Consider the following 26078-nt stretch of genomic DNA (forward strand, 5'->3'; position numbering starts at 1 on the left):
CAGCCATGAAGGCGGTTCGGTTGGAGCGAGTGGGCAGCCTCGCCGTGTGCGAGGTCGAGAAACCGACCGCCGGGCCGAACGATCTGCTGGTGCGCATCGAGGCGTGCGGCGTCTGCGGCACCGACAGGCATCTTTTCCATGGTGAATTCCCGTGCACGCCGCCGGTGACGCTCGGGCATGAATTCTCCGGCATCGTCGAGGCGGTCGGACCTGCCGTATCCGGCTTTTCCGTCGGCGACCGCGTCACCGGCGATCCCAACATTGCCTGTGGCCGATGCGAGCATTGTCAGGCCGGCCGGGTCAATCTCTGCGGCAATCTACGCGCCATCGGTATCCATCGCGATGGCGGCTTTGCCGAATATCTTGTCCTGCCACAGAAACAGGCCTTCGTCTTGCCAGGCGATCTGAAGCCTACGCATGGTGCTTTCTGCGAGCCGCTCGGCTGCTGCCTGCATGGCGTGGACCTTGCCGCGATCAAACCAGGCTCGTCGGTCGCGGTGCTCGGCGGCGGCGTGATCGGCCTGCTCACCGTTCAACTGGCAAAGCTCGCCGGTGCGACGACCATTATCTTGTCGACCCGTCAGGCCTCGCGGCGGGCTCTTGCCGAGCAATTTGGCGCAACGGCGACGCTCGATCCCAGCGCCTTCGATGTCATCGATGCGATCGTCGGCCGGTCGGGTTTGATGCCGGGCGGCGTCGACGTGGTGTTCGAATGCGCCGGCGTGAAAGACACTGTTGAGCAGGCGATGCGGCTGGCCAAAGCGGGCGGCACCGTCGTCGTCGTCGGCGTGATGCCGCAAGGCATGAAAGTGGCGTTCGAACCGTTCGATCTGCTGTTCCGTGAGTTGAAGGTCCTGGGTTCCTTCCTCAACCCCTTTACCCATCGCCGGGCCGCCAATCTTATCGCCTCGGGGACGATCGAAGTAGATCGGCTGATATCACGACAAGTCAGCCTCGACGAGGCGGTGGCGATCATTGCCAACCCGCCGGCGCCAGGCGAGGTCAAGGTCGTGGTGGTGCCCGGCTGATCGCAAATGAATGCGCTACGGCGCCAGTGTTCCGAAAGGAACACTGGCGCCGCGAAGCAACAGGATCAGAGCTTGGCATTGCGCTGCTGGACCATCATGAAGGTGTCATAGTTGTACTCGGCCACCTGCGCCCAGAGATAATGCTCCTTGCGGAACGCCTTGATCGAATCCCAGATCTTCTTGAACGGCGCATTCGAGGCTTCCATCTCGGCATAGACTTCGTTGGCCTTTTCGAAACAGGCGGCCATGATCTCCTGGCTGAACGGGCTCAACTTGGCACCGCCGGCAACCAGCCGCTTAACCGCCGCCGGATTGAGATAGTCGTATTTCTGCAGCATGTTGGCGTCGGCCGCTTGAGCGGCAGTATGCACCAGCGACTTGTAAGCCGGCGAAAGTTCGTCGTATTTCGCCTTGTTGAACATCAGATGGACGGTCGGTCCACCTTCCCACCAGCCGGGATAGTAGTAATAGGGCGCAACCTTGTAGAAGCCGAGCTTCTCGTCGTCATAGGGGCCGACCCATTCGGCGGCATCGATCGTGCCTTTTTCCAGCGCCGGATAAATGTCGCCACCGGCGATCTGCTGAGGAACCACGCCGAGCCTTTGCACCACTTTGCCGGCAAAACCACCGATACGCATCTTGAGGCCGGAAAGGTCGGCGACCGTTTTGATCTCCTTGCGGAACCAGCCGCCCATCTGCACGCCGGTATTGCCGCCCGGCAGCCCAAACAGACCCTGCGTCGCCAGGAACTCGTTGAACAGATCGATGCCGCCGCCATGATAGTGCCAGGCGTTTATGCCGCGCGCGTTGAGCGAAAACGGAACCGCCGCTCCCAGCGCCCAAGTCGGGTCCTTGCCCCAGTAATAGTATGCCACCGTGTGGCAGGCCTCGACCGTGCCGGCAGTGGTGGCATCGGCGGCCTGCAGGCCGGGAACGAGTTCGCCGGCGGCGAAGACCTGGACCTGGAAGTTGCCGTCGGTCGCCTCCGACAGCATCTTGGAAAACACTTCGGCACCGCCATAGATCGTATCGAGCGACTTCGGGAAGGACGACGCCAGCCGCCAGGTCACTTTCGGATTGGACTGGGCGATGGCCGGCGCGGCAAGTGTCGCGGCAGCGGCCGCAGCGCCAACGCCGGCGGTGCCGGCCTTGCGGATGAACGAACGACGATCCATGAAGTTCCTCCCTTTTGGATCCACTGACCGACATTCGGGACACTTCGGCGCCCGGATCGGCTTCGAGCCGACAATACACAGGCAAGGAGTCGAGTCCAGCACGGCAGCCCGGTTTGAGCGACGCATTTCGGGGAAATTCACGGCGTTGGGGCAGATCTTGCAACTATAGTCTAAGGTCGATTAACTGGCCTACGCGACACGCCGAAACTTGCCATGGAAATGCGCCTTCGGATCGCCTATTTTGCAGGCAGATAATTCGTTGCACCCGATGGGATCCGGACCAAATGCACCAGCCGCTCGTGGCCGTATCGGCCGACGTCCGCCAGTTCGACAACTACACCTGGCATGCCACGCCACAGCAATATCTCGAAGCGGCGCTTTCGGGTGCAGGCGTGTTCCCGCTGCTGGTACCGTCCTTCGGCGACCGGCTCGACTTCGACGAACTGCTTTCCGCCGTCGACGGCGTCATGGTCACCGGTTCCAAATCGAACGTTCATCCCTCGCTCTATGGCGGTGACGCCAGCGAAGCCAATGGTCCTTACGACTCCGCCCGCGACGCGACGACGTTGCCGCTGATCCGCCGGGCGGTGGAGCGCGGGGTGCCATTGCTCGCCATCTGCCGCGGCATCCAGGAGATGAATGTGGCGCTGGGTGGCACGCTGGCCACCGAAATCCAGGAACGCGCCGGTTCGCTCGATCATCGTGCGCCGGCAAGCGACAATCAGGACGAACGCTTCGCCATCCGCCAGAGCGTGGCGATAAAACCCGGCAGCTGCCTGGCCGGGGTCTTCGGCGCCGGCGACATCATGGTCAATTCGGTGCATCGCCAGGCCATCGACCGGCTTGGCCCAAAGCTGCAGGTCGAAGCGGTCGCCGCCGACGGCACTGTCGAGGCGGTTTCGGTGCGCGATGCACGGGCTTTCGCCGTCGGCGTCCAGTGGCATCCCGAATACTGGGTCAAATCGGACAGTATCTCGGTAAAGATATTTCGCGCATTCGGCGATGCGGTGCGCCTGCATCAGGCGGCGAAATCGGGTGCGCGCGCAGCCGCGGAATAGTCCTGCCGCGCTCGCTAGTTGCCGGCCGACGCCAGCGTCAGCAGCGGCAGCGCCGGCGCGTAGGATTCGTAACCATCGCCGTCGGCGACTGAGAACATGACGATCGGATCGGTGCCGTTGGCGCTGAAGGTGACCGTGCCATCATCCTGCTCTCGCCAGAACTTCGCCTGCTCGACGCCGGGCAACACCCGGCGGCAATTTGCTGCGATCGTCAACAGCGACAGGCCTTGCGAAATCTCGGCGCCGCGGCTGACCGCACAAGACCCCTCGTTGCCATGGGCTACCAGCCTGTAGTTGCCGGATGAAAGCGGTGACTCACTGGCCGCACGGCTTTCACCGCTACCGGCGTAAAACAGCTGGGCGCTGCCGAACAGCACAGCGACTGTCATCAATGCAGGAAGCGTCTTCATCCTGGTTCTCCGCGCATTTCAAGCGCGCCGGTTCGAAGAGATCAGGGAGGCGCGCTTCATCTTGCTGTCATGTCCTGTCAGGCGGACATACACTGCGAAGGGACCAGAATGATTCCGAAGGGTTAAGCTGAAGTTAATAGATATGGCAGCCCGCTTACGGCCTTGCCTTGACATTTGCCGTCTCCGGCACCGGCGTCAGCGCCTTGCGCTGCGAAAACCACGAGACCAGATTTTCGACGCACAGGTCCGCCATGGCGCGGCGGGTGTGCTGCGAGGCCGAGCCGACATGTGGCAAAAGCGAGGTGTTGGGCGCGGCAAGCAACGCCGCTGGCACATTCGGCTCGTCGGCAAAGACGTCTAGCCCGGCAGCGGCGATGCTGCCGCTGGCAAGTGCGGCGGCAAGGGCTGGTTCGTCGACCGTGCTGCCCCGGCCGATGTTGACAAAGACGCCGTTCGGCCCAAGAGCCGAGAGGATTTCGGCATTGACGGCCTTTTCCGTCGAAGCCCCGCCGGGCGCCACCGAGATCAGTGTGTCGACCGCCCCGGCGAGACCTTTCAGCGTCGGGTGATAGTCATAGGACAGGCCTTCGACGCGGCGCCGGTTGTGATAGGCAATGGGCAGCCCGAAAGCGTCGAGCCGGCGGGCAATGGCGAGGCCGATGCGGCCCATGCCAAAGATACCGACATGGCGCCCGCGCAAGGTCAGCCGGCTCAGCGGATAGTTGCCGTTGCGCAGCCAGCTTCCGTCGCGTAGCCAGGCCTCGGCGCGCGGCAGTTCGCGGATGGTATTGATCAACAGGCCGAGCGCCGTATCGGCGACCTCTTCGGTCAGCACATCCGGTGTGTTGGTGACCATGATGCCGCGCTGTGCGGCGTGGCGGACATCGACCGAATCATAGCCGACGCCGAAATTGGCGATGATCTCGAGCTTTGGCAGCGCGTCCATCAACGCGGAGCTTATGCCGCCAAAGGCGGCGATGCCGCGCACCGTATGACGCATCTCGTCGGTGACCAGCGACGGATCGGCGCGTTCGATCCGGACGCGGCTGAACACCCCGTCGATGCGGCCGACCGCATGATCGTTGAACTGGCCCGGCACCAGAATGGCGACAGCTTGCTGTTTGGTTTTTGTCATGCACGTTCCACCGGTTTGCCGGTCGACTGGCGCACATGCAGTTCCGGCTTGATCAGTTCCTGCGACGGCCGCACCGTCTGTCCGTTGAGTTTGTCGAGCAGCGCGCTGGCGGCGCGGCGGCCAACCTCGCGCTGGCCGTTCCACACGGTAGTCAGCGCCGGCGTCGCGATCGCCGCCTCCTCGAGGTCGTCATAGCCGGTAACGGAGATGTCGATGCCCGGCACCAGCCCGGCGCGCGCGATGCCGTTCATCAGGCCGATGGCGACGAGGTCGTTCCAGCAGCAGGCCGCGGTCGGCCTGTCCTTCAGCGCTAGGAACTGCCCGGCGGCCTCGAAGCCGGCCTGTTTGGTGCGCGGGCCGGCGATACGCCAGGACGGCCTGACCTCAAGCCCCGCCGCCTCCATGGCATTGACATATCCCTGATAGCGGTCGCGGCCGGTCGACGTCTGATCGGTACCGCCGATCATTGCGATGCGCTTGTGGCCAAGCGAGATCAGATGATTGGTAGCAAGCCCGGTACCGTAGGCATCGTCGCCGCGAAACACCGGCACGTCGGCACCTTCGACGGTGCGTGCAATCAGCACTGCCGGGAGACCGTTCTCCTCGGCCATGATTATGTCTTCGGGCGGCGTGCCGATGGCCGGCGACATGATGACGCCGTCGGCGCCGAGTTGCAGAAGCGTGTCGATGAAGGTGCGTTGTTTCTCGAGTTGGTCGTAGTGGTTCGACAGGATGAAGGTTTGCCGGCTGCGGTCGAGTTCGCTCTCGATCGAACGCAATATCTCGGCAAAGAACGGGTTCATGATATCGTGGACGACGACGCCGACAATGCCCGAGCGCGAGGTGCGCAGGCTGGCGGCGCGGCGGTTGTAGATATAGCCGATGGCGCGGGCATGTTCCTTGATGCGATCGCGGGTGCCGCCGGCGACCAGCGGGCTGTCGCGCAAGGCCAGCGAGACCGTGGCCGTGGACACGCCGAGCGCATCCGCGATGGTGGAAAGCTTGATCTTCTGTGCCAGCGCCCTGCGCTCCCGAAGCAATTTAAACTGTTTAAAGGCCGGCTCTTATGCCATCGATCCCGAGCAAATCAAAGTTTTTTTGCCAGCGCTTCCGCCTCCGCGTCCAGCGTCGCGCGGTTGCGCACACGAAGCCGGTGCTCGCGGTGGACGATGTAGAGGCCGCTGGCGACGATGACTGTCGCACCGGCCAGCGTCCAGCGGTCGGGAAACTGGTTGAAGACGATCAGGCCGGAGATGATCATCCAGATCATCTGCGAATAGGGATAGGGGGCCAGGGCCGTGGTGGTGGCAAGGCGATAGGCCTGCACAAGAAGCCAATGGCCGATGGCGCCGAAGACGCCCAGCATCAGCAATATGAACCAGTGCCAGCCATCCTGCGGCAGCGAAAGCGAAAACGGCAGTGTCGGCAGCAGCAGAACGGCCGGCGCCAGCGCCGAAAACAGGATGAGGCTTTCCGAGGTTTCCGTGGCCGACATGCGGCGCGTCATGATGACGTAGAAACTGTTCGATAGCATCGAGCCGAGCGCAAAGAGATGGCCGACGCCAAAAACGCCGACGCCCGGCCGGGTGATGATGAGGACGCCGACAAAGCCGCTCATGATCGCCAGCCAGCGCCGCCAGCCGGCCCATTCCCCTAGCAACGGACCGGCAAGCGCGGTGATCACCATCGGGCCGAAGAAGTAGATCGAGGTGGTTTCTGCCAGCTGCAGCGTCCGCAGCGCGAGAATGTTGCATATCGTCGATCCGAACAGGAGCAGACCGCGCGTGAGATGCGCCGGCAGGTTGGCGGGACGAAAGCGCAGCGGCTCACGCCATCCGCGCAGAAAGACGCCGACGATCAGCACATGGACCGCGAAGCGGGTCCAGGCGACGATCAGCGCCGAGACGCCGGCCAGCACAAGGTACTTGCTGCTGGTGTCGAGGAAGGTGAAAAACACATAGACGGAAAGCATGCACAGGATCGCCGCCGGCGATGTCGCGCTTTCGTCTTGTCTTGGGGGAGCATTCAATTTCAGGCCGGACGGGAAGCAAGGCAGTCCCTCACCAATGCGGCAATTGTCGCCTGCGGGCAAGCCAAAACAGGCTGGCACAACGACAGCCGCCGGCAGGCTCAGTTTGTTTCCCAGTGGCCGACCTAGTGGCCGACGACTCAGGCGTGCATGCGGGCGCCCTTGGTGATCTTGTCGACGAGCTTCTTTTCGGCGCGAAGCGCGATGCCGACCACCTTGGCATCCTCCGGCGCAAATTCGGCAAAGACGGCGCGGTTGGCCAGATCATACCCGGTCGAAAACATTTCCTCGACATAGAGCGAAACCGTCACACCACGCTCCAGCGCCCGCCGCTGGATCGCGCCGAGCGTCTGGCCGTCCACCGAAAGCACGATGACCGGCTGGATCGACAGCGGGTTGTAGATATTGCCGGCGCGATCACGGTAGGGGTCGCCGATAATGTCGGGAAATTGCGCGACGATGCCGCTGGTCAGAAAGGCGGTGACATTGAGCTTTTGCCAGACGGGAAGATCATCCTTGAGCACGATTGCAAATTTCGTATCGAACATGCGACAGTTTCCAATCCGAAAAGGGGGCCAATCCGAGGCTGCGAGTGAAGCGATGGCGCACGATCTGGACCGGGAAGCCTTTCAGGGTCTTGGACGTTTGTGCGTGGATGCAGCCGAGAACTGCATCGTACCGGCACCCGGTGCTGCCGGGATGGAACGCATCGAGGCCCGGTTCCACGGCAATGCCTTCGATCTCCATCGCCACGACACCTATGCGATCGGGGTGACGCTTTATGGCGTGCAGCGCTTCCGCTATCGCGGCCAAACGCATCAGAGCCTGCCTGGCCAGATCATTATCCTTCATCCCGACGAACTGCACGATGGCGGTGCCGGCACCGAAGACGGCTTGCGATACAGAATGCTCTATTTGGAGCCGTCCCTGATGCTCGATTGTCTCGGCGGCGGATCACTGCCATTCGTCGGGAATGCCGTGGTGACAGACCGCGATCTCCGGGCGACGCTGCTTTCCGCGCTCGGGCCGTTGAATCAGGAACTGGACGAGCTGTTTGTCGTCGATTTCATGACGCAGCTTATGCAAAGCTTGGCCCGGCACGCCGGTCAGCCGACGAAACCGGTAGCGAAAACTGCGTGGCGCGCCGCCAGCCTGGCGCGCGACTATCTGGAGGAAAATGTCGCGCGGATTGTACGTTCGGATGAATTGGAGGCGATAACCGGATTGGACCGTTATGCCCTGTCGCGGCATTTCCGCGCCACCTTCTCCACCAGCCCGCACCGGTTCCTGTTGATGCGCCGGCTTCAACGAGCCCGTCGGATGATCGAAGCCGACGAGCCACTGGCGCAAATCGCCATCGCAGCCGGCTTCAGTGACCAAAGCCATTTCAATCGGCATTTCAAAAAGGCGTTCGGCGTCACACCGGGACGCTGGTCGGCACTGACGCGACGGCCGCCAGCGGCGAACGCGTGACCTTATTCAAGGATCTTGTCCTCGATATCCAGTTCGTCATCGGGGAGCACCATTTCGCCGTTCGAAAGGTTCGCCTCGACACGGGCAAGCAGCTTGAACAGCGCTTTCTGATCCTTCTTGTCGAGACCCTTCAATGCCTGCTTTTCGGTCTTCTTCACCGATTTCTCGATGGCGTGGATGATTTCGCGGCCGGTGTCGGTGAGGAAAATATGCGCCTGGCGGGCATCGGCGGACGAGGCCCGCTTCTCCAGAAAGCCCTGCGCCTGCAGCCGGTTGATGGTCTTGGTGATGGTCGGCGGACGCACGCCGAGGCGGCCGGCAAGGTTGCCGGGCGTCTGCCCGTCCTCGCGGTCGAGCGCCAGCATGATCTGGTCCTGGCCGGCATAGAAACCATGCGCCAGAAGCCGGGCGGCGAGCGCCGTGCGCGCCAGCCGCGCCGCCGAATGCAGCCGGCTCATTGTTGCAGTCTTGTCCGCCTTGGCCATGCTCATCCCTCCTCGGCCGAACCGGAGCGGACAGCATAGAAGCAGGCCGCCGATTGGCAATGACGATCGAAAACATTCCGGCTCGGAAAATAGCTTTGCCGGCAAGCTTCGCGGTGTTCGCCGTGGCTAATGCCAGATGTTTATTTCAGTTAGATGACAAACGACTTTCCGCAATGGCTGGATGGGGACGTGACGAGGCGTTCTCAACCGGCTTTCACCGCGACCACCATCAACGCCTGATAGGCGTCCGCCATTTCCCGCAGCGCTGCCTGCGACAGCGACCCGGCCTGCCGAGCAATGCCGTCCCGCGCGTTCGATGTATCGCGTTTGCCGGGGCGATCTTTATAGGGCGCGACGGTGGCGAATATCTGCTCGCTGAGGCTGTCGGGGAAGAACATCTGGCCGGTCATCATCGAGCGGTCGTCAGGGAAGATCTTGAAATGGATGTGGGTGGTGCGGCCGCGATACCAGCCGGGATAGATGGTGGCGAAAGAAGCGATGCCGCTTTCATCGGTTCTCTGCCAGCCGCGGAGAAAGCTCTGGCCGGACGTGTCGATATCCTGCCCGTCGCCCTGTCCGGGATAGCCGGAATAGGTGCCCTGGGCATCGCAATGCCAGATATCGACGCGTGCGCCGGGAAGCGGCCGGCAGGCGGCGTCGACGATTTGCAGCCGCACATTGAGGCCGATGCCCTTCTTGCCCTCGGTGATATCGGCGCGTTCGAGCTTCGGGTCGAAATAGAACGGCCCTTCGGTGACCTCGGGCGTGATGGCGCAGACGCCGGCACCGGCTTCGAACAAAGCAAGCCCGGCATAGGGCGAAACCTGCCCGGCCCTTGCACCGGCGGGCAGGAATATGCCGCCAGCGGTAACCGCAACGAGACCGAGCGCCTGCCGACGGCTTAGTGGCAAGGACTTGTCGGACATCTGGCGCCTCTTCAACGCGAACAGCTCCGTAAATGACCCCGCCTATCTAGGGCCCGCTGTCAGGCGGCGCCAATGAAAGTTCGGTAATGTGAGGAAAGTTCGGCAATACCAGCCCCTCTTTGGCCCACCGGTTTGCCTCGTGCAAAAGCCGAGCACACATCCTATATGGAGCCGACAATCCCTATTCGAGGCACAATATGAGCGACGCACAGACGCAGATCCCCGTAACCGTCCTCACCGGCTATCTCGGCGCCGGCAAGACGACACTGCTCAACCGCATCCTTTCGGAAAACCATGGCAAGCGCTACGCCGTCATCGTCAATGAATTCGGCGAGATCGGCATCGACAACGAGCTGATCGTGGAATCCGATGAGGAGATCTACGAGATGAACAATGGCTGCGTCTGCTGCACGGTACGCGGCGACCTGATCCGCGTCGTCGAGGGCCTGATGCGCAGGCCTGGCCGCTTCGACGCCATCCTCGTCGAGACCACAGGCCTCGCCGATCCCGTGCCGGTGGCGCAGACCTTCTTCATGGACGACGACGTGCGTTCCAAGACCAGGCTCGATGCGGTGGTGGCGCTGGTCGACGCCAAGCACCTGCCGCTGCGTCTGAAGGATTCCCGAGAGGCCGAGGACCAGATCGCCTTTGCCGATGTCGTCGTACTCAACAAGACCGATCTGGTCACCCCCGAAGAGCTGAGCAAGGTGGAGGCGACGATCCGCGCCATCAACCCGGCGGCACGAATCCATCGCACCACACGCGCCAGCGTGGCGCTGTCCGAGGTGCTCGATCGCGGTGCGTTCGACCTGTCCCGGGCGCTGGAGAACGATCCGCATTTCCTCGAGGCGCATGACGATCACGACCATCATGATCATGATCATGACCACCATCACCATGATCACGACGGCCATGATCACCACGATCATGACGGGCATCATCATGCGCACCCTTCCGACATCCATGACGTGACTGTGCAGTCGGTGTCGCTGCGCGGCGGCGAGATGGACCCGAAAAAGTTCTTCCCGTGGATCGAGAAGGTGACCCAGATGGAAGGCCCGAACATCCTGCGGCTGAAAGGGATCCTTGCGCTGAAAGGCGATGACGAGCGCTATGTCATCCAGGGTGTGCACATGATCATCGAGGGCGACCACCAGCGCGCCTGGAAGGACGACGAGAAGCACGAGAGCCGGCTGGTGTTCATCGGCCGCGAACTCGACGCCGAGCGACTGAAGACAAGCTTCGAGGCCTGCCAGGCCGCTTGATTTCCGGACTTTATAGCGCTAGCGCTGCCCCTTCTCTCCTTCTCCCCTTGTGGGAGAAGGTGGCCGAGCGAAAGCTCGGTCGGATGAGGGGTGTTCCAGCTTGGCAAGGACGGCACTCCGTCCAGCACCCCTCATCCGTCTTGGCGCTGCGCGCCAATCCACCTTCTCCCACAAGGGGAGAAGGCGGAGCCTCGCCGACAGCCCGGCGGGGTTAGATGACAAGCAGAAATCTCGAACGGAATGATCTCTCATGCCGACAGTCGCCCCGCTCGATCTCGAAGGCCACTGCCTCGCCGCCGTGTTTCTCGGCGACGTGCCGCATTTTGCGCTGGCCGACGGCACAATCCATCGGCTCGACCACGGCCACAAGACGGTGGAGGCCAATGACGGAATGCTCGCCGCCTTCCATGATGCGGCAACCGACCGACTGATCACCGGCGGTGAGGACGGCAGGATCTTTGCCGTGACCCCAGGCGGCAATACAACGGAATTGGCGACCGCAGGCAAGAAATGGATAACCAGCGTCGCCGCCGGGCCGCAAGGCGCTGTTGCCTATGCTTCGGGCAAGATTGCCTATGTGCGCTTTGCCGACGGCAAAACCAGGGAATTCTCGCATCCGCGCTCAGTCGAGGGGCTTGCCTTCTCGCCCAAGGGCATGCGCTTCGGCGTTGCCCGCTACAATGGCGCGACGCTGCACTTCCCGGCTGCCGACGGCAAGCCGGTCGAGCTCGAATGGGCCGGCGCCCACACCGGCATCACCTTCTCGCCGGACGGCGGCTTCGTCGTCACCACCATGCAGGAAAACGCGCTGCATGGCTGGAAGCTCGCCGACGGCAAGCACATGCGCATGTCCGGCTACCCCGGCAAGGTGAAAAGCCTGTCGTGGAGCGCCAAGGGCAAATGGCTGGCGAGTTCCGGCGCGCCGGCGGCGATCGTCTGGCCGTTTTCCGGCAAAGACGGGCCGATGGGCAAGGCGCCGCTGGAACTCGGCACGCGCGGCAATGCGATGGTCACCTCCGTCGCCTGTCACCCGAGCCAGGACGTCGTTGCTATCGGCTATGATGACGGGATGGTGATGGCGGTGCGCTTCGCCGACGCCAAGGAAGTGCTGTTGCGCCGGCCGGGCAAGGGCGCCGTCACTTCGATGATGTGGGACAAGGAAGAGCGCCGCGTCGCCTTTGGCAGCGCTGCGGGCGACTGCGGCGTCATCGATATTTCGGCGTAGCCTGTTACTTACTCGGCTCCGCAAGATACTTTGCCGGTCAATTCAGCCTGCTTGCCGTCCTTTTCGGCATCGGCCGTTACACCATGGATTGAGAGCAAATAGCGACCGTCATAGACGCCTTCCTCGCTGGCCTTGGTCAGGATCGCCAGTTCGACATAGCCGTGGGCGTTTTCGACCTGCCGTTCGTGGTAGACGAGCAGCCGCAATTCCTTGTTGTCGAGCCAATATTGCGTGAGGTTCTGATCCTCGAACACCGTCTTGCGCAGACTGTCGCCAGCCGGCCTGCCCAGAATCTCGAGCTCGCCGCTAAAATTGAAGGTCGGCCCGCCCATGCCTCTGGTGACCCCGGCACCGACCTGAAATTTGACGGCTGCATCCTCGGCGGAACACCAGATGCCGCCGGACGCCAGAGCCGCACCAACCGACGACAGCAGCGTTGCTGCGCAGACGGTCGCCCGCACCATCTTATCCCCTCCAGCCGAAATACCATTGGCGCCCGAAGGCGGCTCGCGGTCAAGCGCCTGTTTTCATTCAAACGACCGCTGACCCAACACAGGGCAGCCGCCCGGCCAATTGCGGTGGCGGATGCCGATTGTCTAAAGTGCGACTGAGAGGGCCGCCATGAACGTCATGAACCATTCAAAGACTTCCATCGGCGGCATCGGCCCGGCCCGGATCGCCGAGTTGCGCGCGACCGAAGCAGAAGTCTTCCGCCGGGCGCGGCCAAAATCGATGGCGAAAATCGGCAATGGCCTGCCCGGCTTCTTCGGCGGCGTGCCGATGCATTGGATGAACGACTGGCCGACGCCGTTCCCGATCCTCGTCGATAGGGCCAGGGGCGCCATCATCAGAGATATCGACGGCAACCGGCTCGACGATTTCTGCCTTGGCGACACCGGTTCGATGTTCGGCCATTCGCCGCCGCCGGTCGCACGCGCCATCCGCAGGCAGGCCGGACGCGGCCTGACCTACATGCTGCCTGCCGAGAACGCGCTCGCCATCGGGCCGTTGCTGCAGCAGCGCTTCGGTTTGCTGTCGTGGCAGATCGCGACGACGGCGACCGATGCCAACCGCTTCGCGCTGCGGGTTGCCCGCGCCGTTACCGGCCGGGAGAAGATACTGGTCTTCAACGGCTGCTATCATGGCTCGGTCGACGAGACGATGGTGCGGCTGGTCGCCGGGAAAGCGGTGAATCGACCGGGACTGGCCGGCGAGTTCCGCGACCTGACGCGGGCGACTGATGTCGTCGAGTTCAACGATCTGCCGGCGCTCGACGCGGCACTCCGGGGCAACGATGTCGCCTGCGTCATCGCCGAGCCGGTGCTGACCAATTCCTGCATGGTGCTGCCCGAAGCCGGCTTTCATGATGGTTTGCGGCGTCTCACCCGTGCGACCGGCACGCTGCTTCTAATCGACGAGACGCATACAATCTCGACCGGTCCCGGCGGCTATTCAAGCAAATACGGGCTGGAGCCGGACCTGTTCGTGCTGGGCAAGCCGATTGCCGGCGGCGTACCGGCGAGCGTCTGGGGCATGAGCGAAGACGTTGCGGCCCGCTATGCCGCTTATATCAGCCGGAAAGAGCCCGGCTACTCCGGCATGGGGACAACGCTGTCGGCCAATCCGCTGCAATTCGCAGCGATGCGCGCCACGCTCGAATACGTCATGACCGACGAGAACTACAGCCATATGGACCATCTGGCGCGGCGGCTCGACGCCGGGCTGACCGCCGTCATCGATCGCTATCGTCTGCCCTGGCATGTTGCTCGCGTCGGTGCCCGTGTCGAGTTCATCTGCGCGCCGGGCCCGCTGAGGAACGGCGGCGAAGCGGAAGCTGCGCACGTGCCGGAGCTCGAGGCGGCAATCCATGTCGCGCTGGTCAATCGCGGCGTGCTGATCGCACCCTTCCACAACATGATGCTGATCTCTCCTGCGACCAGCGCCGCCCAGGTGAACCGGCTGATCACTGCCTTCGGCGCGGTTGCGGCAAAGCTTACGGCGTGAGACAAGCTTGCGGCATGAAACAAGCGCCCAAGCAAAGTTTGAACCTGGTCACGGCATCCCCTTCGGGCTCGACGCCCGCCGAGGCGCAGGCCTTTCTCGACGCTCATCCCGAGATCGAAGCGTTCGACATCGTGCTGACCGACGCCAATGGCGTCGGGCGCGGCAAGATCGTGCGCCGGCATGAGTTGATGAGCATCTTCGAGGGGGGCCGGCACATGCCGATCTCGATCCTCGGCCTCGACATCACCGGCGAGGATGTTCACGAGACCGGGCTGATCTGGACGACGGGCGACGGCGACCTGCGGGCGTGGCCGATCCCCGGCACACTGGTGCCGCTGTTCGGCACCCAGCCGCCGCGCGGCCAGGTGCTGATGGCGATGTACCATCTCGATGGCCAGCCGATGTCGTCCGACCCGCGGCTGGCACTCGCCCGCCAGGTAGACATCCTCGCGGCCAAGGGCCTGCATCCGGCCGGCGCCTTCGAGCTCGAATTCTTCCTGCTCGCCAACGAGCGCGACGCCGAAGGCAAGGTGCAGCCGGCGCACGCGGTGCTTGACGGACGCCGCTCGGCCAAGACGGAGGTCTATTCCGTCGACCATCTGCACGGCATGGAGCCGCTGTTTTCCGACATCTACGCCGCAGCCAAGGTGCAAGGCATCCCGGCCGAGACGGTCATCTCGGAATATGCGCCCGGCCAGTACGAGCTGACGCTCAACTACCGCAAGGATGTGATGCGGGCGGCCGACGATCTCGTGATGCTCAAGCGACTGGTGCGGGCGCAGGCGCGCCGTCATGGTGTCACCGCTTGCTTCATGGCCAAGCCGATCGAGAAATATGCCGGCTCGGGCATGCATTTTCATGTCTCGCTGCTGGACGATGCCGGCAAGAATGTCTTTGCCGAAACCGGCGGCGAAAGCTGGTCGCTGCCGCTGCTGCGCGGCCTCGGCGGACTGATCCAGACGATGGCGGAATCGATGCTGGTCTTCGCGCCGCATGCCAATTCATGGCGGCGCTTCGTCTCGCAATCCTATGCGCCGGTGGCGCCGACCTGGGGCGTCAACAACCGTTCGGTGGCACTGCGTGTGCCGGCCGGCGATGCCAAGAACCGCCGCATCGAGCACCGGCCATCGGGCGTCGACGCGAATCCTTACCTAGTGGCGGCAACGGTGCTGGCCGGTGTCGTCAAGGGCCTCGACGAAGGCCTCGACCCCGGTCCCGAAACCACCGGCAATGGCTACGAATCGGCCGTCACGCGCACGACGATGCCGGTCGACTGGCGCGCCGCGATCGAGGCGGCAAGGGCGTCGAGTTTCCTCAAGGGCGCATTGGGCGAAGACCTGCACCGGACGTTCGTGGCGATCAAGCAATCGGAATATCTGCGCGTGGCGCGCACGGTCAGCGAACTGGATTATCACCTCTATCTGCACGAGGTGTAGGGCATCGCATCGTCGGCCATCCGCCGGTGAAGGCGCATGCGGAATAATTTCAACGGAACCTTCGGCGGGCTTTGCTCATTGCGTGTCTGATTGCAGCGAGCGAGCAAGGCCGCCTTAGTCATGATCGCCAGGATGCAGACAACCCCGACGCCGCACCATGCCAAAGTGCAGGCAAGACGCTTGCCTGCAAGCAAGTCTCCGGAAACGACAGAAATCGACGCCAGGACGATTCCTGAACTGCGCGAAACGGCCAAGATCTGCCGCCGCTGTCCGCTCTGGCACGACGCCACGCAGACCGTGTTCGGTGAGGGCCCTGATAAAGCCAAGGTGATCTTCGTCGGCGAACAGCCGGGCGACCAGGAGGACCTGGCGGGCAAGCCCTTCGTCGGTCCGGCGGGCAAGGTGTTCGACGCGATCCTGGACGATGCCGGCGTCGATCGGCTGAAAGTCTACGTCACCAACGCGGTCAAGCATTTCAAGTTCGAGCCGCGCGGCAAGCGGCGCATCCACTCCAAGCCGAACGCCGGCGAGGTGCAGGCTTGCCGCTGGTGGCTCGACAAGGAAATCGATCTGATCAAGCCCAATCTGGCGGTGGCGCTCGGCGCAACGGCGGCGCAGGCGCTGCTTGGCAAGGTGGTGCCGATCATGAAGATGCGCGGGGCCGTCGTGGAGCGCGACGATGGCTTGCGTGTCTTCGTCACCATCCACCCGTCCTTCATCCTGCGCATTCGCGAGCCGGCGGACAAGCAGGCAGAACGCGACCGGTTCCTGCAGGATATGAGAGCGGTGAAAAAGCTGATGGCCGCCTGAGCTATTTGATCAATATCGCCCGGAGATCGTTGACGTTTGTGCCGGTCGGACCGGGTACGAAAAGGTCATCTACGGCATTGAATGCCGTCCAGGCGTTGTTGCCGGCAAGCATGGCCTTGGCATCGACGCCCGCCTTATGCATCCGCGACACCGTCGAGCCGTCGGCGAAGGCGCCGGCATTGTCTTCCGAACCGTCAATGCCGTCGGTGTCGGCGGCCAGTGCGTGGACGCCCGCCATGCCGCTGACCCCAATGGCGAAGGCGAGCAGGAATTCCGAGTTGCGGCCGCCTTTGCCTTTCGCGCGCAAGGTCACGGTCGTCTCGCCGCCCGACAGGATCAGCACCGGTTTTGCGAATGGCCGGTTGCGCGTCGCCACTTCGCGCGCGATTGCAGCGTGGACGCCGCCGACCTCACGCGCCTCGCCCTCGATGGAATCGGAGAGAATGACCGCTTCGATACCTTGGTACCTGGCTTCGGCCGCAGCCGCTTCCAGCGATACGCCGGCCGAGGCGATCAGATGTACCTCGTTGCGCGAAAAACGCGGATCATCGACGCGCGGTGCATCGGCGGCCGGCGAATTGATGTGCGCCATCACTGAAGCCGGTAGTTTCATGTCATAGGCGGCGATCGACGCTAATGCATCTTCGCGGCTGCCGGAATCGGGAACGGTCGGGCCGGAAGCGACCAGCGCCGGGTTATCGCCCGGAATGTCGGAGACCACCAGCGACACCACCTTGGCTGGATAGGCAGCGGCCGCCAGCCTGCCGCCCTTGATCGTGGAAACATGTTTGCGGATGGTGTTCATCGCGGCGATCGGCACGCCGGAGGCGAGCAGCGCCTCGTTGACAGCGACCTCATCGGCCAGCGTCAGACCTTCGGCAGGTGACGGCAGCAGCGCCGAGCCGCCGCCCGAAATGAGCGCCACGACGAGGTCGTCCGCAGTCAGTCCCTGGACCTTTTCGAGCAGCCGTCGCGAGGCCTCCAGCCCCGCGGCATCCGGCACCGGATGCGCCGCCTCGATGATCTCGATGCGCCGGCAGGCCGCGCCATAGCCGTAGCGGGTGACGACCAAACCTTCGATCGGCCGGTCCCACACTTTCTCGAAAGCCGCCGCCATCTGCGCCGAGCCTTTTCCTGCACCGATGACGATCGTCCGTCCCTTCGGCCTTGCGGGCAAATGATCCTTGATCGTCCTCTGGGGATCGGCGGCGGCAACGGCGGCGTTGAAGATCGAAATGAGAAAGGACTTGGGATCGAGCGCGGTCATACTGAGCTACCACGGACGCTGTGCGAGCTTCTGCGGCGTTTGCGCTGCCCCTCACCCTTACCCTCTCCCCGTATAGAGACGGGGAGAGGGGATCGCCAGCGTTGGAGCGTTGCCCTTCTCCCCGTCACTACGCGGGGAGAAGGTGCCGGCAGGCGGATGAGGGGCAGCGCCAACGTCACGATGTTGCTTCCGGCGGCAGGACCAACTCCTGGCTATCGACGCCCAAGTAGCTACACAGCGTATGGACGACAACTCCGTGGTCCTCGCGCTCCGGTAGACCGGAAACGGCGATCACGCCGATGACGCCAGCGCCCTTGACAGTGATGGGAAAGCCGCCACCGGCCAGCACATAGTCGGCAACGTCCAGCCCCTCGCCGGGCTTGAAGCTGCGGTCGGGGCGCTGCTGCTCCAGCACAATGCGGTAGGTGCTTTTCAGGAACCGCCGCACGACGTTGATCTTGCGCCGCGCCCAGTCCGGATTGGAGGCGTTCGAGCCGGGCATTGCCGCATAGAACAGCGGCCGGTCGAAAGTTCTGATATCGACGATGATCGGCAGGTTTTCCTTGAGAGCCCGGTCGCGGATCGCCGAGCCGATCTCGAAAGCGACGGCTTCATCGAAGGCCGAAAAGACAAGCGTGGCTTCCTGTTTCTTGATCAGAGCGATGTCGTCCGCAACGGCCATGTCGTTCCCCTGTCGATCTCGCCTGTTGCTTTGGCGGATGGCTGCCGCCCGGTCAAGCCGGCCGCATACGACGGCTAAACCGCTATATCCGCCTTGGCCGCCCGGCCGGCGACATAGACCTCGCGCACGGCGCGGTCATCGCCGAGCGTCTGCAGCAGAAACAATTCCTCGGCGAGCGTGTCCGCCGTCTCCACCCGCAGCCGCATCGCCGGCGTGGCGCGGGCGTCGAGCACGATGATATCGGCGTCGCTGCCTTCCTCCAGGGTGCCGATCTTTTCCGCAAGCGACAGCGCCTCGGCATTGCCGCGGGTCAGCTGCCAGAAGGACTGGAACGGATTGAGCTTCTCGCCGTTCAGCGCGATCACCTTGTAGCCCTCGTCCATGGTGCGCAGCATCGAATAGTTGGTGCCACCGCCGACATCGGTGGCGGCGGCGATGCGAAGCGGCTTCTCGCGGCGGCTATAGCGCTGATAATCGAACAGGCCCGAGCCGAGAAACAGGTTGGAGGTCGGGCAGAACACCGCCACCGAGCCGCTATCCGAAAGCACATCCGCCTCGCGTTCCGACAGGTGGATGCAATGGCCGAACAGGCTTCTGCGCCCGAGCAGCCCATAGTGTTCGTAGATGTCGGTGTAGTCCCGCGTCTGCGGGTACAATTGCTGCGTGAAGGCGATCTCGGCGTGGTTTTCCGACAGATGCGTCTGCATGTGCAGATCAGGATATTCGCGGCAGAGCGCGCCCGCCATCTCCAATTGCTCGGGCGACGAGGTGATGGCGAAGCGCGGCGTGATGGCATAGTGCTGGCGCCCCTTGCCGTGCCACTCATCGATCAACGCCTTGCTGTCGTCATAGCCCGATTGCGGCGTGTCGAGCACGCCGTCCGGCGCGTTGCGGTCCATCATCACCTTGCCGGCGATGTTGAGCATGTTGCGGTCGTGCGACTCGGCAAAGAACGCTTCGGCAGATTCCTTGTGTACCGAGCAATAGGCCGCGACTGTCGTGGTGCCATGCCGCAATACTTCATCCAGGAACAGCCTGGCGATACGGCGGCCATGCTGGGCGTTCTGGAATTTGGTCTCTTCCGGAAAAGTGTAGGTGTTCAGCCAGTCGAGCAGCTCGGCGCCGAAGGAAGCGATGACCTGCATCTGCGGAAAATGCGCGTGCGCATCGATGAACCCGGGCAGCAGCAGATGCGGCCTGTGGTCGATTTTTTTTGTTCCCTCGCCCGCCTTTTTCTCGACCTCGGCATAGGCGCCCGCGGCAACGATCCTTCCGTCGCGCATCAGCAGGCCGCCATCTTGCTCGTAGCGCCAGGCGGAATGGTCGTCGATGGTTTCGGGCCAGCGCAAAAACGACAGCGTGCGGCCGCGCAGCAGCGTGCTGGTCATGCTATTTCCCCGCGCCTTCGAACCAGGCTACCAGCAGTGCCCGTTCCTTGTCGGTGATCTGGGTGACGTTGGCGGGCGGCATGGCGTGGCTGCGTCCGGCCTGCAGGTAGATCTCGCCGGCGTGCTCGGCGATGCCGGCATCGGTGTCGAGCATCACGCCCTTCGGTGCGTGGTAAATGCCCGCGTAGGACGGCTCCGCCGCGTGGCACATCGAACAGCGGCCAAGGACCGTATCGCGCACGGCAGGGAAATGCGCCGAGGCAACGTAGACCTGTGCCGCCGAGGACGTTTTGACCTCGCCGGTCAGCAGCTTCGGTGCCGTCGACAGCCAGATGATGACGACGAACAGGACGGCGGCCGCCAGCCAGGTCCAGGTAGGATTGCCTTTGCGCGCATGCCTGGTGTTGAAATAGTGCCGGATCAGCACGCCGATGATGAACACCAGCGAGGCGATGACCCAGTTGAACTCTGTCCCGAACGCCAGCGGATAATGGTTCGACAGCATCAGGAACAAAACCGGCAGCGTCAGGTAATTGTTGTGCAGCGAGCGCTGCTTGGCGATCTTGCCGTATTTCGGATCGGGCTTACGGCCGGCGATCAGGTCGGCGACGACGATCTTCTGGTTGGGGATGATGACCATGAAAACGTTGGCCGACATGATCGTCGCGGTAATGGCGCCGAGATGCAGGAAGGCGGCGCGGCCGGTGAACAGGTGGGTCAGTCCCCAGGCCATGAATACCAGCACCCCATACAGCACCAGCATCAGGCCGGTGTCGCTGTTGCCGAGCGGCGAACGGCACAAGAGATCGTAGACCACCCAGCCGACGCCGATCGTCGCCAGCGACAGCAAGATGCCTGTGGGCACCGACATGGCAAGGACATTCGGATCGATCAGGAACAGGTCCGCCCCGGCATAGTAGACGACGCACAGCATGGCGAAGCCCGACAGCCAGGTGGCGTAGGATTCCCACTTGAACCAGGTCAGATGCTCGGGCATCTCAGCCGGCGCCACCAGATATTTCTGCACATGGTAGAAGCCGCCGCCATGCACCTGCCATTCCTCGCCGAAGGCTCCGGCAGGCATGCCCGGACGCTGGCGCAGCCCGAGATCGAGCGCGACGAAATAAAAGGACGATCCAATCCAGGCGATACCGGTGACGACGTGCAGCCAGCGCACGGCGAAACTCAGCCAATCCCAGAATATCGCGAAATCCATCATGAAAAAATCGTCCCTGCCGATCCACTGACTTTACGGACTGGAGCGCAAACGGAAAGAGCCGAGCTGCACGATGACTTTCAAAAAAATTTGGAAAATACTAGGCTCGTTACACGCTGCCACATGAGAGCCACGAAAGACGCATGGCCTATCTCGACAACATCGCCGTTTTCGTCCGCGTCGTCGAGCTCGGGAATTTATCGGCGGCTGGGCGCGACATGCGCATTTCGCCGGCAGTCGCTTCCAATCGCATCAAGGAGCTCGAGAAGCATCTCGGTGTCAGGCTGTTCAACCGCACGACGCGGCAGTTGATGCCGACCGAGCACGGCACGGTGTTCTACTCCGGCGCCAAGCAGGTGCTGGAGGCGGTCACCGAGGCGGAAGCGGCGGTCAGCGCGTTATCCGGGCAGCCGCGCGGCACCATAAAGGTGACAGCGCCGCTCGGCCTCGGGCGGCGGCTGGTGGCATCCGGCATCCCGGATTTCCACGACAGATACCCCGATATCGAGGTGCGGCTCCGGTTATCCGACCACAATGTCGATATCATGAAGGAAGGCATCGACGTTGCGTTCCGGCTGGGCATCATCGAGGATTCCAGCCTCAGGATGCGCGGCATCATGGACTGCGAACGCGTGCTGGTAGCGGCTCCGCAATATCTGGACGTGCGCGGCGAGCCGACCGAGCCGCAGGAGTTGATCGGCAAGAAACACGATTGCCTGATGCTGCGCTATTCCGGCGCGCGCGAATATGTCTGGACGCTGCAGACGCCGAATGGGCCGCAAAAGTTCGAGGTGCACGGCCCCTACGATACCGATGATGGCGACGTGCTGACCGGCTGGGCGCTGTCCGGCCGCGGTATCATCAACAAGCCGCGCTTCGAGGTCGAGCCGTTTATCCGCGACCAGCGGCTGAAGGTGATCCTGAGCAACACGCCGCCGACGCCGGTGCAGTTCGCCGCCGTCTACCCGCACAAGAAGCTGCAGGATCCGAAGGTGCGGCTGCTGCTCGATTTCATGGCCGAGCGCTGCCAGCGGCTGATCAGGGATATTCTGGCCGGCAAATGATCGCTGGCTGGCCGGTTGCTTTCCGTCCAGCCGGCGAGATAATTCTCAAGGAATCTCGCTCAACAGGGAAAGCGATGGCCAACGGCGCCACAATGTGTCTCGCCGTTTCACTGTCTCCGGAAGCCGCTCCTTCCCATCCGCCCGACGCCGGCCCGGACTTCAGTCTGCTGACGCGGTTCGTGCAAGAAGCCGAAGCGGCCGGTCTGGATATGGTGTTGCTCGGCGATTCCGCGACGGTTGCAGGCGGGCTGAACCGGCAAATGCGCTTCGAAGCAACGACCTTGGTGGCGGCCCTGGCGACGGTGACAAGCAGGATCGGCCTCGTCGCTGCCGCGTCGACGGTCGCCCACCAGCCCTATAATCTCGCGCGCCGTTTCGCCTCGCTCGATATCATCAGCCATGGCCGCACCGGCTGGAACGCGAGCATGATGCCCGACCCGCGCGAGGCCGCCAATTTCAGCCGGCCGGAAGGGTTTTCCTGCGACGATTTCCGCCTGCGCGCCGATGAATTCATCGGCATCGTGCAAGGCTTGTGGAAAGGCTGGGACGCAGACGCGCTGCTGTTCGACAAAGTTGGCGGCCGCTTCTTCGATCCCGAGAAGATGCACCTTCTCGACCACAAGGGCGAATACTTTTCCGTGCGCGGGCCGCTCAACGTGGCGCGGTCGCCGCAGGACACGCCGGTGCTGGTCATGTCCGGCCTGTCCGAGCCCGCCATGTATATCGCCGCCCGCACCGCCGATGTCGTCCTGCTCGATGAGCCATCGATCGAGCCGGCGAAGGCTGGCGATCTGAAGCGCCGTGCGCTTGCCTTCGGGCGCAGGCCGGAGGCGCTGAAAGTGCTGATGAACGTTACCGGCAGCGCCGAAATAACCGCCGCGCCGGACCTGTTTGCGGACAGGCTCGAAGAGTGCTTTCGCTCGAAAGCCTGCGACGGCTTCAACATCGCCATGCCGTTCACATCGGCGCTCGACGATTTCGTCGGTCTCGTGCTGCCGGAGCTTCGCCGCCGCGGCCTTGTCCGGTCCGGCTACAGCGCGGCGACACTGCGCGCCCATCTCGGGCTTGCAGGGGAGGATCGGCAATGAGCGCCGGTCGAGGCCAGATGAAGCTCGGCGCCTTCCTGTGGGCGACAGGCCACCACATCGCCGCCTGGCGTCATCCGCAGGCGCATGTCACGGCCGGCATCGACATCGATCATTGCATCCAGCTGGCGCGGACGGCGGAAGCGGCAAAGTTCGACATGATCTTCTGCGAGGACGCCGCCGGCGTGCGTGAGGCCAATGTCAACATCGCCAGCCAAACGTCGCGCTCGATCGGCTTCGAGCCGATCAGCCTGCTTGCGGCGCTCGCGGTGCAGACGGAGCGCATCGGCCTCGTCTCAACGGCGTCGACGAGCTATAACGAGCCTTACGGGCTGGCGCGAACCTTCCTGTCGCTCGACCATCTGAGCGGCGGGCGTGCCGGCTGGAACCTTGTCACTTCGGCCAGCCAGATCGAGGCCGCCAATTTCGGCTCGACCGGTCTGCGCCCGCATGCCGACCGCTACGAACGGGCGCGCGAATTCGCTGCCGTGGTTGCTGGCCTTTGGCAAGGCCAGGGCGGACACGAAGGCAGAAGCTTTTCGGTGCGCGACCCGCTCGATCTGCCGCGCTCGCCACAAGGTGCACCGGTCATGGTTCAGGCGGGAGCGTCGGATGAGGGCCGCGATCTTGCCGCCCGGACCGCCGATGTGGTGTTCACTGCGGCGCAAACATTCGAGGAGGCAAAGGCCTTCTACGACGACCTCAAGGGACGGCTGGCGCCCCATGGGCGCGAGCCGGAGGACGTCAAGATCATGCCCGGCGTCGCGCCGGTCGTCGCGGCAAGCGAAGCGGAAGCCCGGGCAAAACATGATGAACTGCAGGAGCTGATACCGGACGATGTCGGTGTCGCGCTGCTTTCCAGCTATCTCAGCATATCCGATCTCGCGCGCTATCCCATCGACGGACCGCTGCCCGAGCTGCCGGCCAGCGAAGGCATGCAGAGCCGGCAGGCGCTCGTCATCGAGCAATCACGCCGCGACAAGCTGTCCATTCGCCAGCTTGCCCGTCATTTCGCCGGCGCGCGCGGCCATTGGCGCGTCGTCGGAACGCCCGCCCAGATCGCCGACGAGCTCGAGGCACGCTTCGAGGGCGGCGCCGCAGACGGTTTCAACGTCATGCCATCCTATTTTCCCGGCCAACTCGATGCCTTTGCCACACTAGTCGTCCCGGAGCTACAGCGGCGCGGGCTGTTCCGTACGGATTATGAAGGCAGCACGCTGCGCGACCATCTGGGCTTGAAAAGGCCGGCGTAAACGACGAGCGGAACGAAAGTCGGAGATCGCCGTTTTGGGATGCTGTGCCGCGCGGCGATGAGGGCGTCTGCGCGCATGTTCGATTGACCTTCCACAAACTTCGCCCTCTTCAAACCAAGCGGACGCAACCGCCACAGGAGCCGATCATGGATGCCATCGCCACCCGCAACGACCTGCAATCCAATGCCAAGAAAGAGTGTATCGATCTTCTCAATGCCCGCCTCGCCGACGCCATCGATCTGGCCTTGATCACCAAGCAGGCGCACTGGAACGTCAAGGGACCGCAATTCATCGCCATCCACGAGATGCTCGACACGTTCCGCGAGGAGCTCGACGGCCATGTCGACACCATTGCCGAGCGCGCCGTACAGCTCGGCGGGACGGCGCTCGGCACATCGCAAGAGGTGTCGAAGGCGACTATGCTCGAGGCCTATCCGACCGACATCCACAAGACCCGGGATCATCTGGCGGCGCTGATCGACCGCTATGCCGCAACCGCCAAGCGGGCACGCGCGGCGATCGAAGAGGCGGCCGGCGCGGGCGATGCCGACACCGCCGACATCTTCACCGCCTATTCACGCTCGCTCGACAAATTGCTGTGGTTCCTTGAGGCGCACACGCAGGAGAAGGAATAGCCAAAACGTCAGCCAGCCATCGCCTTGCGGTGAGGGGCTTTGGACTGAGCGGACGGTGCCGCCGCATGGCCGGCCAACGCTGTCATAATCTCGGCTACGGCGAGTGCGGCGATCACCTGCGGGCGCTTGTCTTTCACCGCATCGCCGCCGATCGGCGAGACGAGGCGGGCAAATTCCGCCTCGCTTCCGTCCGCCGACTTAAGGAACCAGTTCCGGAAGGTCGCCTTCTTGGTCCTGGAGCCGATCATGCCGACATAGGCGACATCCCGGCGTTTCAGCGCCTCGGCGACGATCAGGAAGTCCAGCGCATGGTCATGTGTAAGGACGACGAAGGCGGATCCAGCCGGGGCTTCGCGCACCATCGCCTCAGGCATCGGCGTCAGCTTGGTTTCGACCGCTTCCGGCATGCCTTTGAGCGCCTCGGCTCGCGTCTCGACAACGACGACATGCACCGGCAGCAAGGCCATCGCGGAGGCCAGCGCCTGGCCGACATGGCCGCCGCCGAGGATGTAGACATGCGGTCGCTGCGCTTCCTCGGTTTCCGCCGCCGCAACCAGCTTGGCTTCAAGCGCGGGGTCGACTAGCTGGATCAGCAGCTCGACCCTGCCGCCGCAGCACTGCCCGATGTCCGGGCCGAGCGCGATGTCGAGGGTGGCGCGGATATCCCTCCCCCTTGAGGGGAGGGTGGCGGCGAAGCCGCCGGGTGGGGTCGCCGCGGCAGTGCTCGACGCGCTGGCGGTACCTTCTGAGACGACCCCCTCTGGCCGCTCCGCGGCCATCTCCCCCTCAAGGGGGGGGAAAAGCATCTGTCGCGCTTTGTCGATCGCCATGTATTCGAGCTGGCCGCCGCCGATCGTACCGAAAGTGGCCGATCCTGAGACGAGCATGAAGGCACCCGTCTCGCGCGGCGTCGAACCTTTTGTCCGGGCCACCTCAACGAAGGCGACCCGGCCGGCGCCGGCAAGAAAGGCTTTCAGGCTCTGCACTTTCGCGTTCATCATTTGCGTTCCCTATCGGGAAATATAGAGT

General features: G+C 63.4%; 26 protein-coding genes. 12 read left to right on the forward strand and 14 right to left on the reverse strand.

Going from position 1 to position 26078, the window contains the following annotated elements:
* Positions 1 to 5: 5 nt before the first annotated feature.
* Positions 6 to 1028 (forward strand): zinc-dependent alcohol dehydrogenase family protein, encoded by a 1023-nt coding sequence (locus tag NKI24_RS05560; protein ID WP_352452212.1) that lies wholly within the window; start codon positions 6 to 8, stop codon positions 1026 to 1028.
* A 65-nt stretch (positions 1029 to 1093) separates the two neighbouring features.
* Here the strand turns inward: NKI24_RS05560 and NKI24_RS05565 are convergent, their stop codons facing one another.
* On the reverse strand, positions 1094 to 2203 hold the full coding sequence (locus NKI24_RS05565; protein WP_023676249.1) for a TRAP transporter substrate-binding protein: 1110 nt from the start codon (positions 2201 to 2203) through the stop codon (positions 1094 to 1096).
* 284 nt (positions 2204 to 2487) lie between these two features.
* Here NKI24_RS05565 and NKI24_RS05570 point away from each other — a divergent pair, with 284 nt between their 5' ends.
* Positions 2488 to 3261 carry a gamma-glutamyl-gamma-aminobutyrate hydrolase family protein gene (locus NKI24_RS05570; protein ID WP_352452213.1) on the forward strand — a complete coding sequence of 258 codons (774 nt, stop codon included), beginning with the start codon at positions 2488 to 2490 and terminating at the stop codon, positions 3259 to 3261.
* Between the two features lie 14 nt (positions 3262 to 3275).
* Here NKI24_RS05570 and NKI24_RS05575 read toward each other — a convergent pair whose 3' ends face one another.
* From NKI24_RS05575 to NKI24_RS05595, 5 genes are all read right to left on the reverse strand, one after another.
* Positions 3276 to 3671, reverse strand: coding sequence for a hypothetical protein (locus NKI24_RS05575; protein WP_352452214.1), 396 nt, complete (start codon positions 3669 to 3671; stop codon positions 3276 to 3278).
* A 154-nt stretch (positions 3672 to 3825) separates the two neighbouring features.
* Entirely contained in the window at positions 3826 to 4806 is a 981-nt protein-coding gene (locus tag NKI24_RS05580) for a 2-hydroxyacid dehydrogenase (RefSeq protein ID WP_352452215.1), read from the reverse strand.
* Positions 4803 to 5825: a LacI family DNA-binding transcriptional regulator gene (locus tag NKI24_RS05585; protein ID WP_023676245.1), complete on the reverse strand. Its 1023-nt coding sequence runs from the start codon at positions 5823 to 5825 to the stop codon at positions 4803 to 4805. Before NKI24_RS05585 ends, NKI24_RS05580 begins: the two co-directional genes overlap by 4 nt.
* Positions 5826 to 5893: 68 nt before the next feature.
* Positions 5894 to 6778: a DMT family transporter gene (locus NKI24_RS05590; RefSeq protein ID WP_352743835.1), complete on the reverse strand. Its 885-nt coding sequence runs from the start codon at positions 6776 to 6778 to the stop codon at positions 5894 to 5896.
* Positions 6779 to 6975: 197 nt separating this feature from the next.
* Positions 6976 to 7383: a DUF2000 family protein gene (locus tag NKI24_RS05595; RefSeq protein WP_352452217.1), complete on the reverse strand. Its 408-nt coding sequence runs from the start codon at positions 7381 to 7383 to the stop codon at positions 6976 to 6978.
* 52 nt (positions 7384 to 7435) lie between these two features.
* Between NKI24_RS05595 and NKI24_RS05600 the strand changes: the two genes are divergently transcribed.
* Positions 7436 to 8308 (forward strand): AraC family transcriptional regulator, encoded by an 873-nt coding sequence (locus tag NKI24_RS05600; RefSeq protein WP_352452254.1) that lies wholly within the window; start codon positions 7436 to 7438, stop codon positions 8306 to 8308.
* A gap of 2 nt (positions 8309 to 8310) precedes the next feature.
* Here NKI24_RS05600 and NKI24_RS05605 read toward each other — a convergent pair whose 3' ends face one another.
* A complete protein-coding gene (locus tag NKI24_RS05605) occupies positions 8311 to 8793 on the reverse strand; it encodes a MarR family winged helix-turn-helix transcriptional regulator (protein WP_352454736.1) in 483 nt (160 codons plus the stop codon).
* Between the two features lie 203 nt (positions 8794 to 8996).
* Positions 8997 to 9719 (reverse strand): intradiol ring-cleavage dioxygenase, encoded by a 723-nt coding sequence (locus tag NKI24_RS05610; RefSeq protein WP_352452219.1) that lies wholly within the window; start codon positions 9717 to 9719, stop codon positions 8997 to 8999.
* Between the two features lie 197 nt (positions 9720 to 9916).
* On the opposite strand from NKI24_RS05610, the gene NKI24_RS05615 reads away from it, so the two are divergent.
* Positions 9917 to 10984 (forward strand): CobW family GTP-binding protein, encoded by a 1068-nt coding sequence (locus tag NKI24_RS05615; protein ID WP_352452220.1) that lies wholly within the window; start codon positions 9917 to 9919, stop codon positions 10982 to 10984.
* Between the two features lie 250 nt (positions 10985 to 11234).
* Entirely contained in the window at positions 11235 to 12209 is a 975-nt protein-coding gene (locus NKI24_RS05620; RefSeq protein WP_352452221.1) for a WD40 repeat domain-containing protein, read from the forward strand.
* Between the two features lie 8 nt (positions 12210 to 12217).
* Here NKI24_RS05620 and NKI24_RS05625 read toward each other — a convergent pair whose 3' ends face one another.
* The gene (locus tag NKI24_RS05625; RefSeq protein ID WP_352743839.1) at positions 12218 to 12673 is read right to left on the reverse strand and encodes a hypothetical protein; all 456 of its coding nucleotides are present in this window, start codon (positions 12671 to 12673) and stop codon (positions 12218 to 12220) included.
* A gap of 157 nt (positions 12674 to 12830) precedes the next feature.
* Here NKI24_RS05625 and NKI24_RS05630 point away from each other — a divergent pair, with 157 nt between their 5' ends.
* The 3 genes from NKI24_RS05630 to NKI24_RS05640 all read left to right on the forward strand — a co-directional run bounded on the left by NKI24_RS05630 (position 12831) and on the right by NKI24_RS05640 (position 16459).
* On the forward strand, positions 12831 to 14213 hold the full coding sequence (locus NKI24_RS05630) for an aspartate aminotransferase family protein (RefSeq protein WP_352452223.1): 1383 nt from the start codon (positions 12831 to 12833) through the stop codon (positions 14211 to 14213).
* Positions 14214 to 14227: 14 nt separating this feature from the next.
* Positions 14228 to 15649, forward strand: a complete 1422-nt coding sequence (locus NKI24_RS05635) for a glutamine synthetase family protein (protein ID WP_352454740.1) — start codon at positions 14228 to 14230, stop codon at positions 15647 to 15649.
* A gap of 132 nt (positions 15650 to 15781) precedes the next feature.
* Positions 15782 to 16459, forward strand: coding sequence for a UdgX family uracil-DNA binding protein (locus NKI24_RS05640; protein ID WP_023676234.1), 678 nt, complete (start codon positions 15782 to 15784; stop codon positions 16457 to 16459).
* Position 16460: 1 nt separating this feature from the next.
* On the opposite strand, the gene NKI24_RS05645 is transcribed toward NKI24_RS05640, so the two are convergent.
* From NKI24_RS05645 to NKI24_RS05660, 4 genes are all read right to left on the reverse strand, one after another.
* Positions 16461 to 17726 (reverse strand): glycerate kinase type-2 family protein, encoded by a 1266-nt coding sequence (locus NKI24_RS05645; RefSeq protein WP_352452225.1) that lies wholly within the window; start codon positions 17724 to 17726, stop codon positions 16461 to 16463.
* 175 nt (positions 17727 to 17901) lie between these two features.
* On the reverse strand, positions 17902 to 18408 hold the full coding sequence (locus NKI24_RS05650; protein WP_352452226.1) for a heme-degrading domain-containing protein: 507 nt from the start codon (positions 18406 to 18408) through the stop codon (positions 17902 to 17904).
* Positions 18409 to 18482: 74 nt separating this feature from the next.
* The gene (guaD, locus tag NKI24_RS05655) at positions 18483 to 19796 is read right to left on the reverse strand and encodes a guanine deaminase (protein ID WP_352743842.1); all 1314 of its coding nucleotides are present in this window, start codon (positions 19794 to 19796) and stop codon (positions 18483 to 18485) included.
* 1 nt (position 19797) lies between these two features.
* Complete coding sequence (locus NKI24_RS05660; RefSeq protein ID WP_352452228.1) at positions 19798 to 21015, reverse strand: urate hydroxylase PuuD; 1218 nt, start codon at positions 21013 to 21015, stop codon at positions 19798 to 19800.
* 140 nt (positions 21016 to 21155) lie between these two features.
* On the opposite strand from NKI24_RS05660, the gene NKI24_RS05665 reads away from it, so the two are divergent.
* The 4 genes from NKI24_RS05665 to dps all read left to right on the forward strand — a co-directional run bounded on the left by NKI24_RS05665 (position 21156) and on the right by dps (position 25049).
* The gene (locus NKI24_RS05665; RefSeq protein WP_352452229.1) at positions 21156 to 22076 is read left to right on the forward strand and encodes a LysR family transcriptional regulator; all 921 of its coding nucleotides are present in this window, start codon (positions 21156 to 21158) and stop codon (positions 22074 to 22076) included.
* Between the two features lie 74 nt (positions 22077 to 22150).
* On the forward strand, positions 22151 to 23164 hold the full coding sequence (locus NKI24_RS05670) for an LLM class flavin-dependent oxidoreductase (protein ID WP_352452230.1): 1014 nt from the start codon (positions 22151 to 22153) through the stop codon (positions 23162 to 23164).
* Entirely contained in the window at positions 23161 to 24414 is a 1254-nt protein-coding gene (locus NKI24_RS05675; RefSeq protein ID WP_352452231.1) for an LLM class flavin-dependent oxidoreductase, read from the forward strand. Before NKI24_RS05670 ends, NKI24_RS05675 begins: the two co-directional genes overlap by 4 nt.
* A gap of 146 nt (positions 24415 to 24560) precedes the next feature.
* Positions 24561 to 25049: a DNA starvation/stationary phase protection protein Dps gene (gene dps, locus NKI24_RS05680; protein ID WP_352452232.1), complete on the forward strand. Its 489-nt coding sequence runs from the start codon at positions 24561 to 24563 to the stop codon at positions 25047 to 25049.
* An 8-nt stretch (positions 25050 to 25057) separates the two neighbouring features.
* Here dps and xdhC read toward each other — a convergent pair whose 3' ends face one another.
* Complete coding sequence (gene xdhC, locus NKI24_RS05685; RefSeq protein WP_352743995.1) at positions 25058 to 26047, reverse strand: xanthine dehydrogenase accessory protein XdhC; 990 nt, start codon at positions 26045 to 26047, stop codon at positions 25058 to 25060.
* Positions 26048 to 26078 lie beyond the last annotated feature (31 nt).

Origin of the sequence: Mesorhizobium sp. M0701, from assembly GCF_040320365.1 — a bacterium.
Classification (GTDB): Bacteria; Pseudomonadota; Alphaproteobacteria; order Rhizobiales; family Rhizobiaceae; genus Mesorhizobium.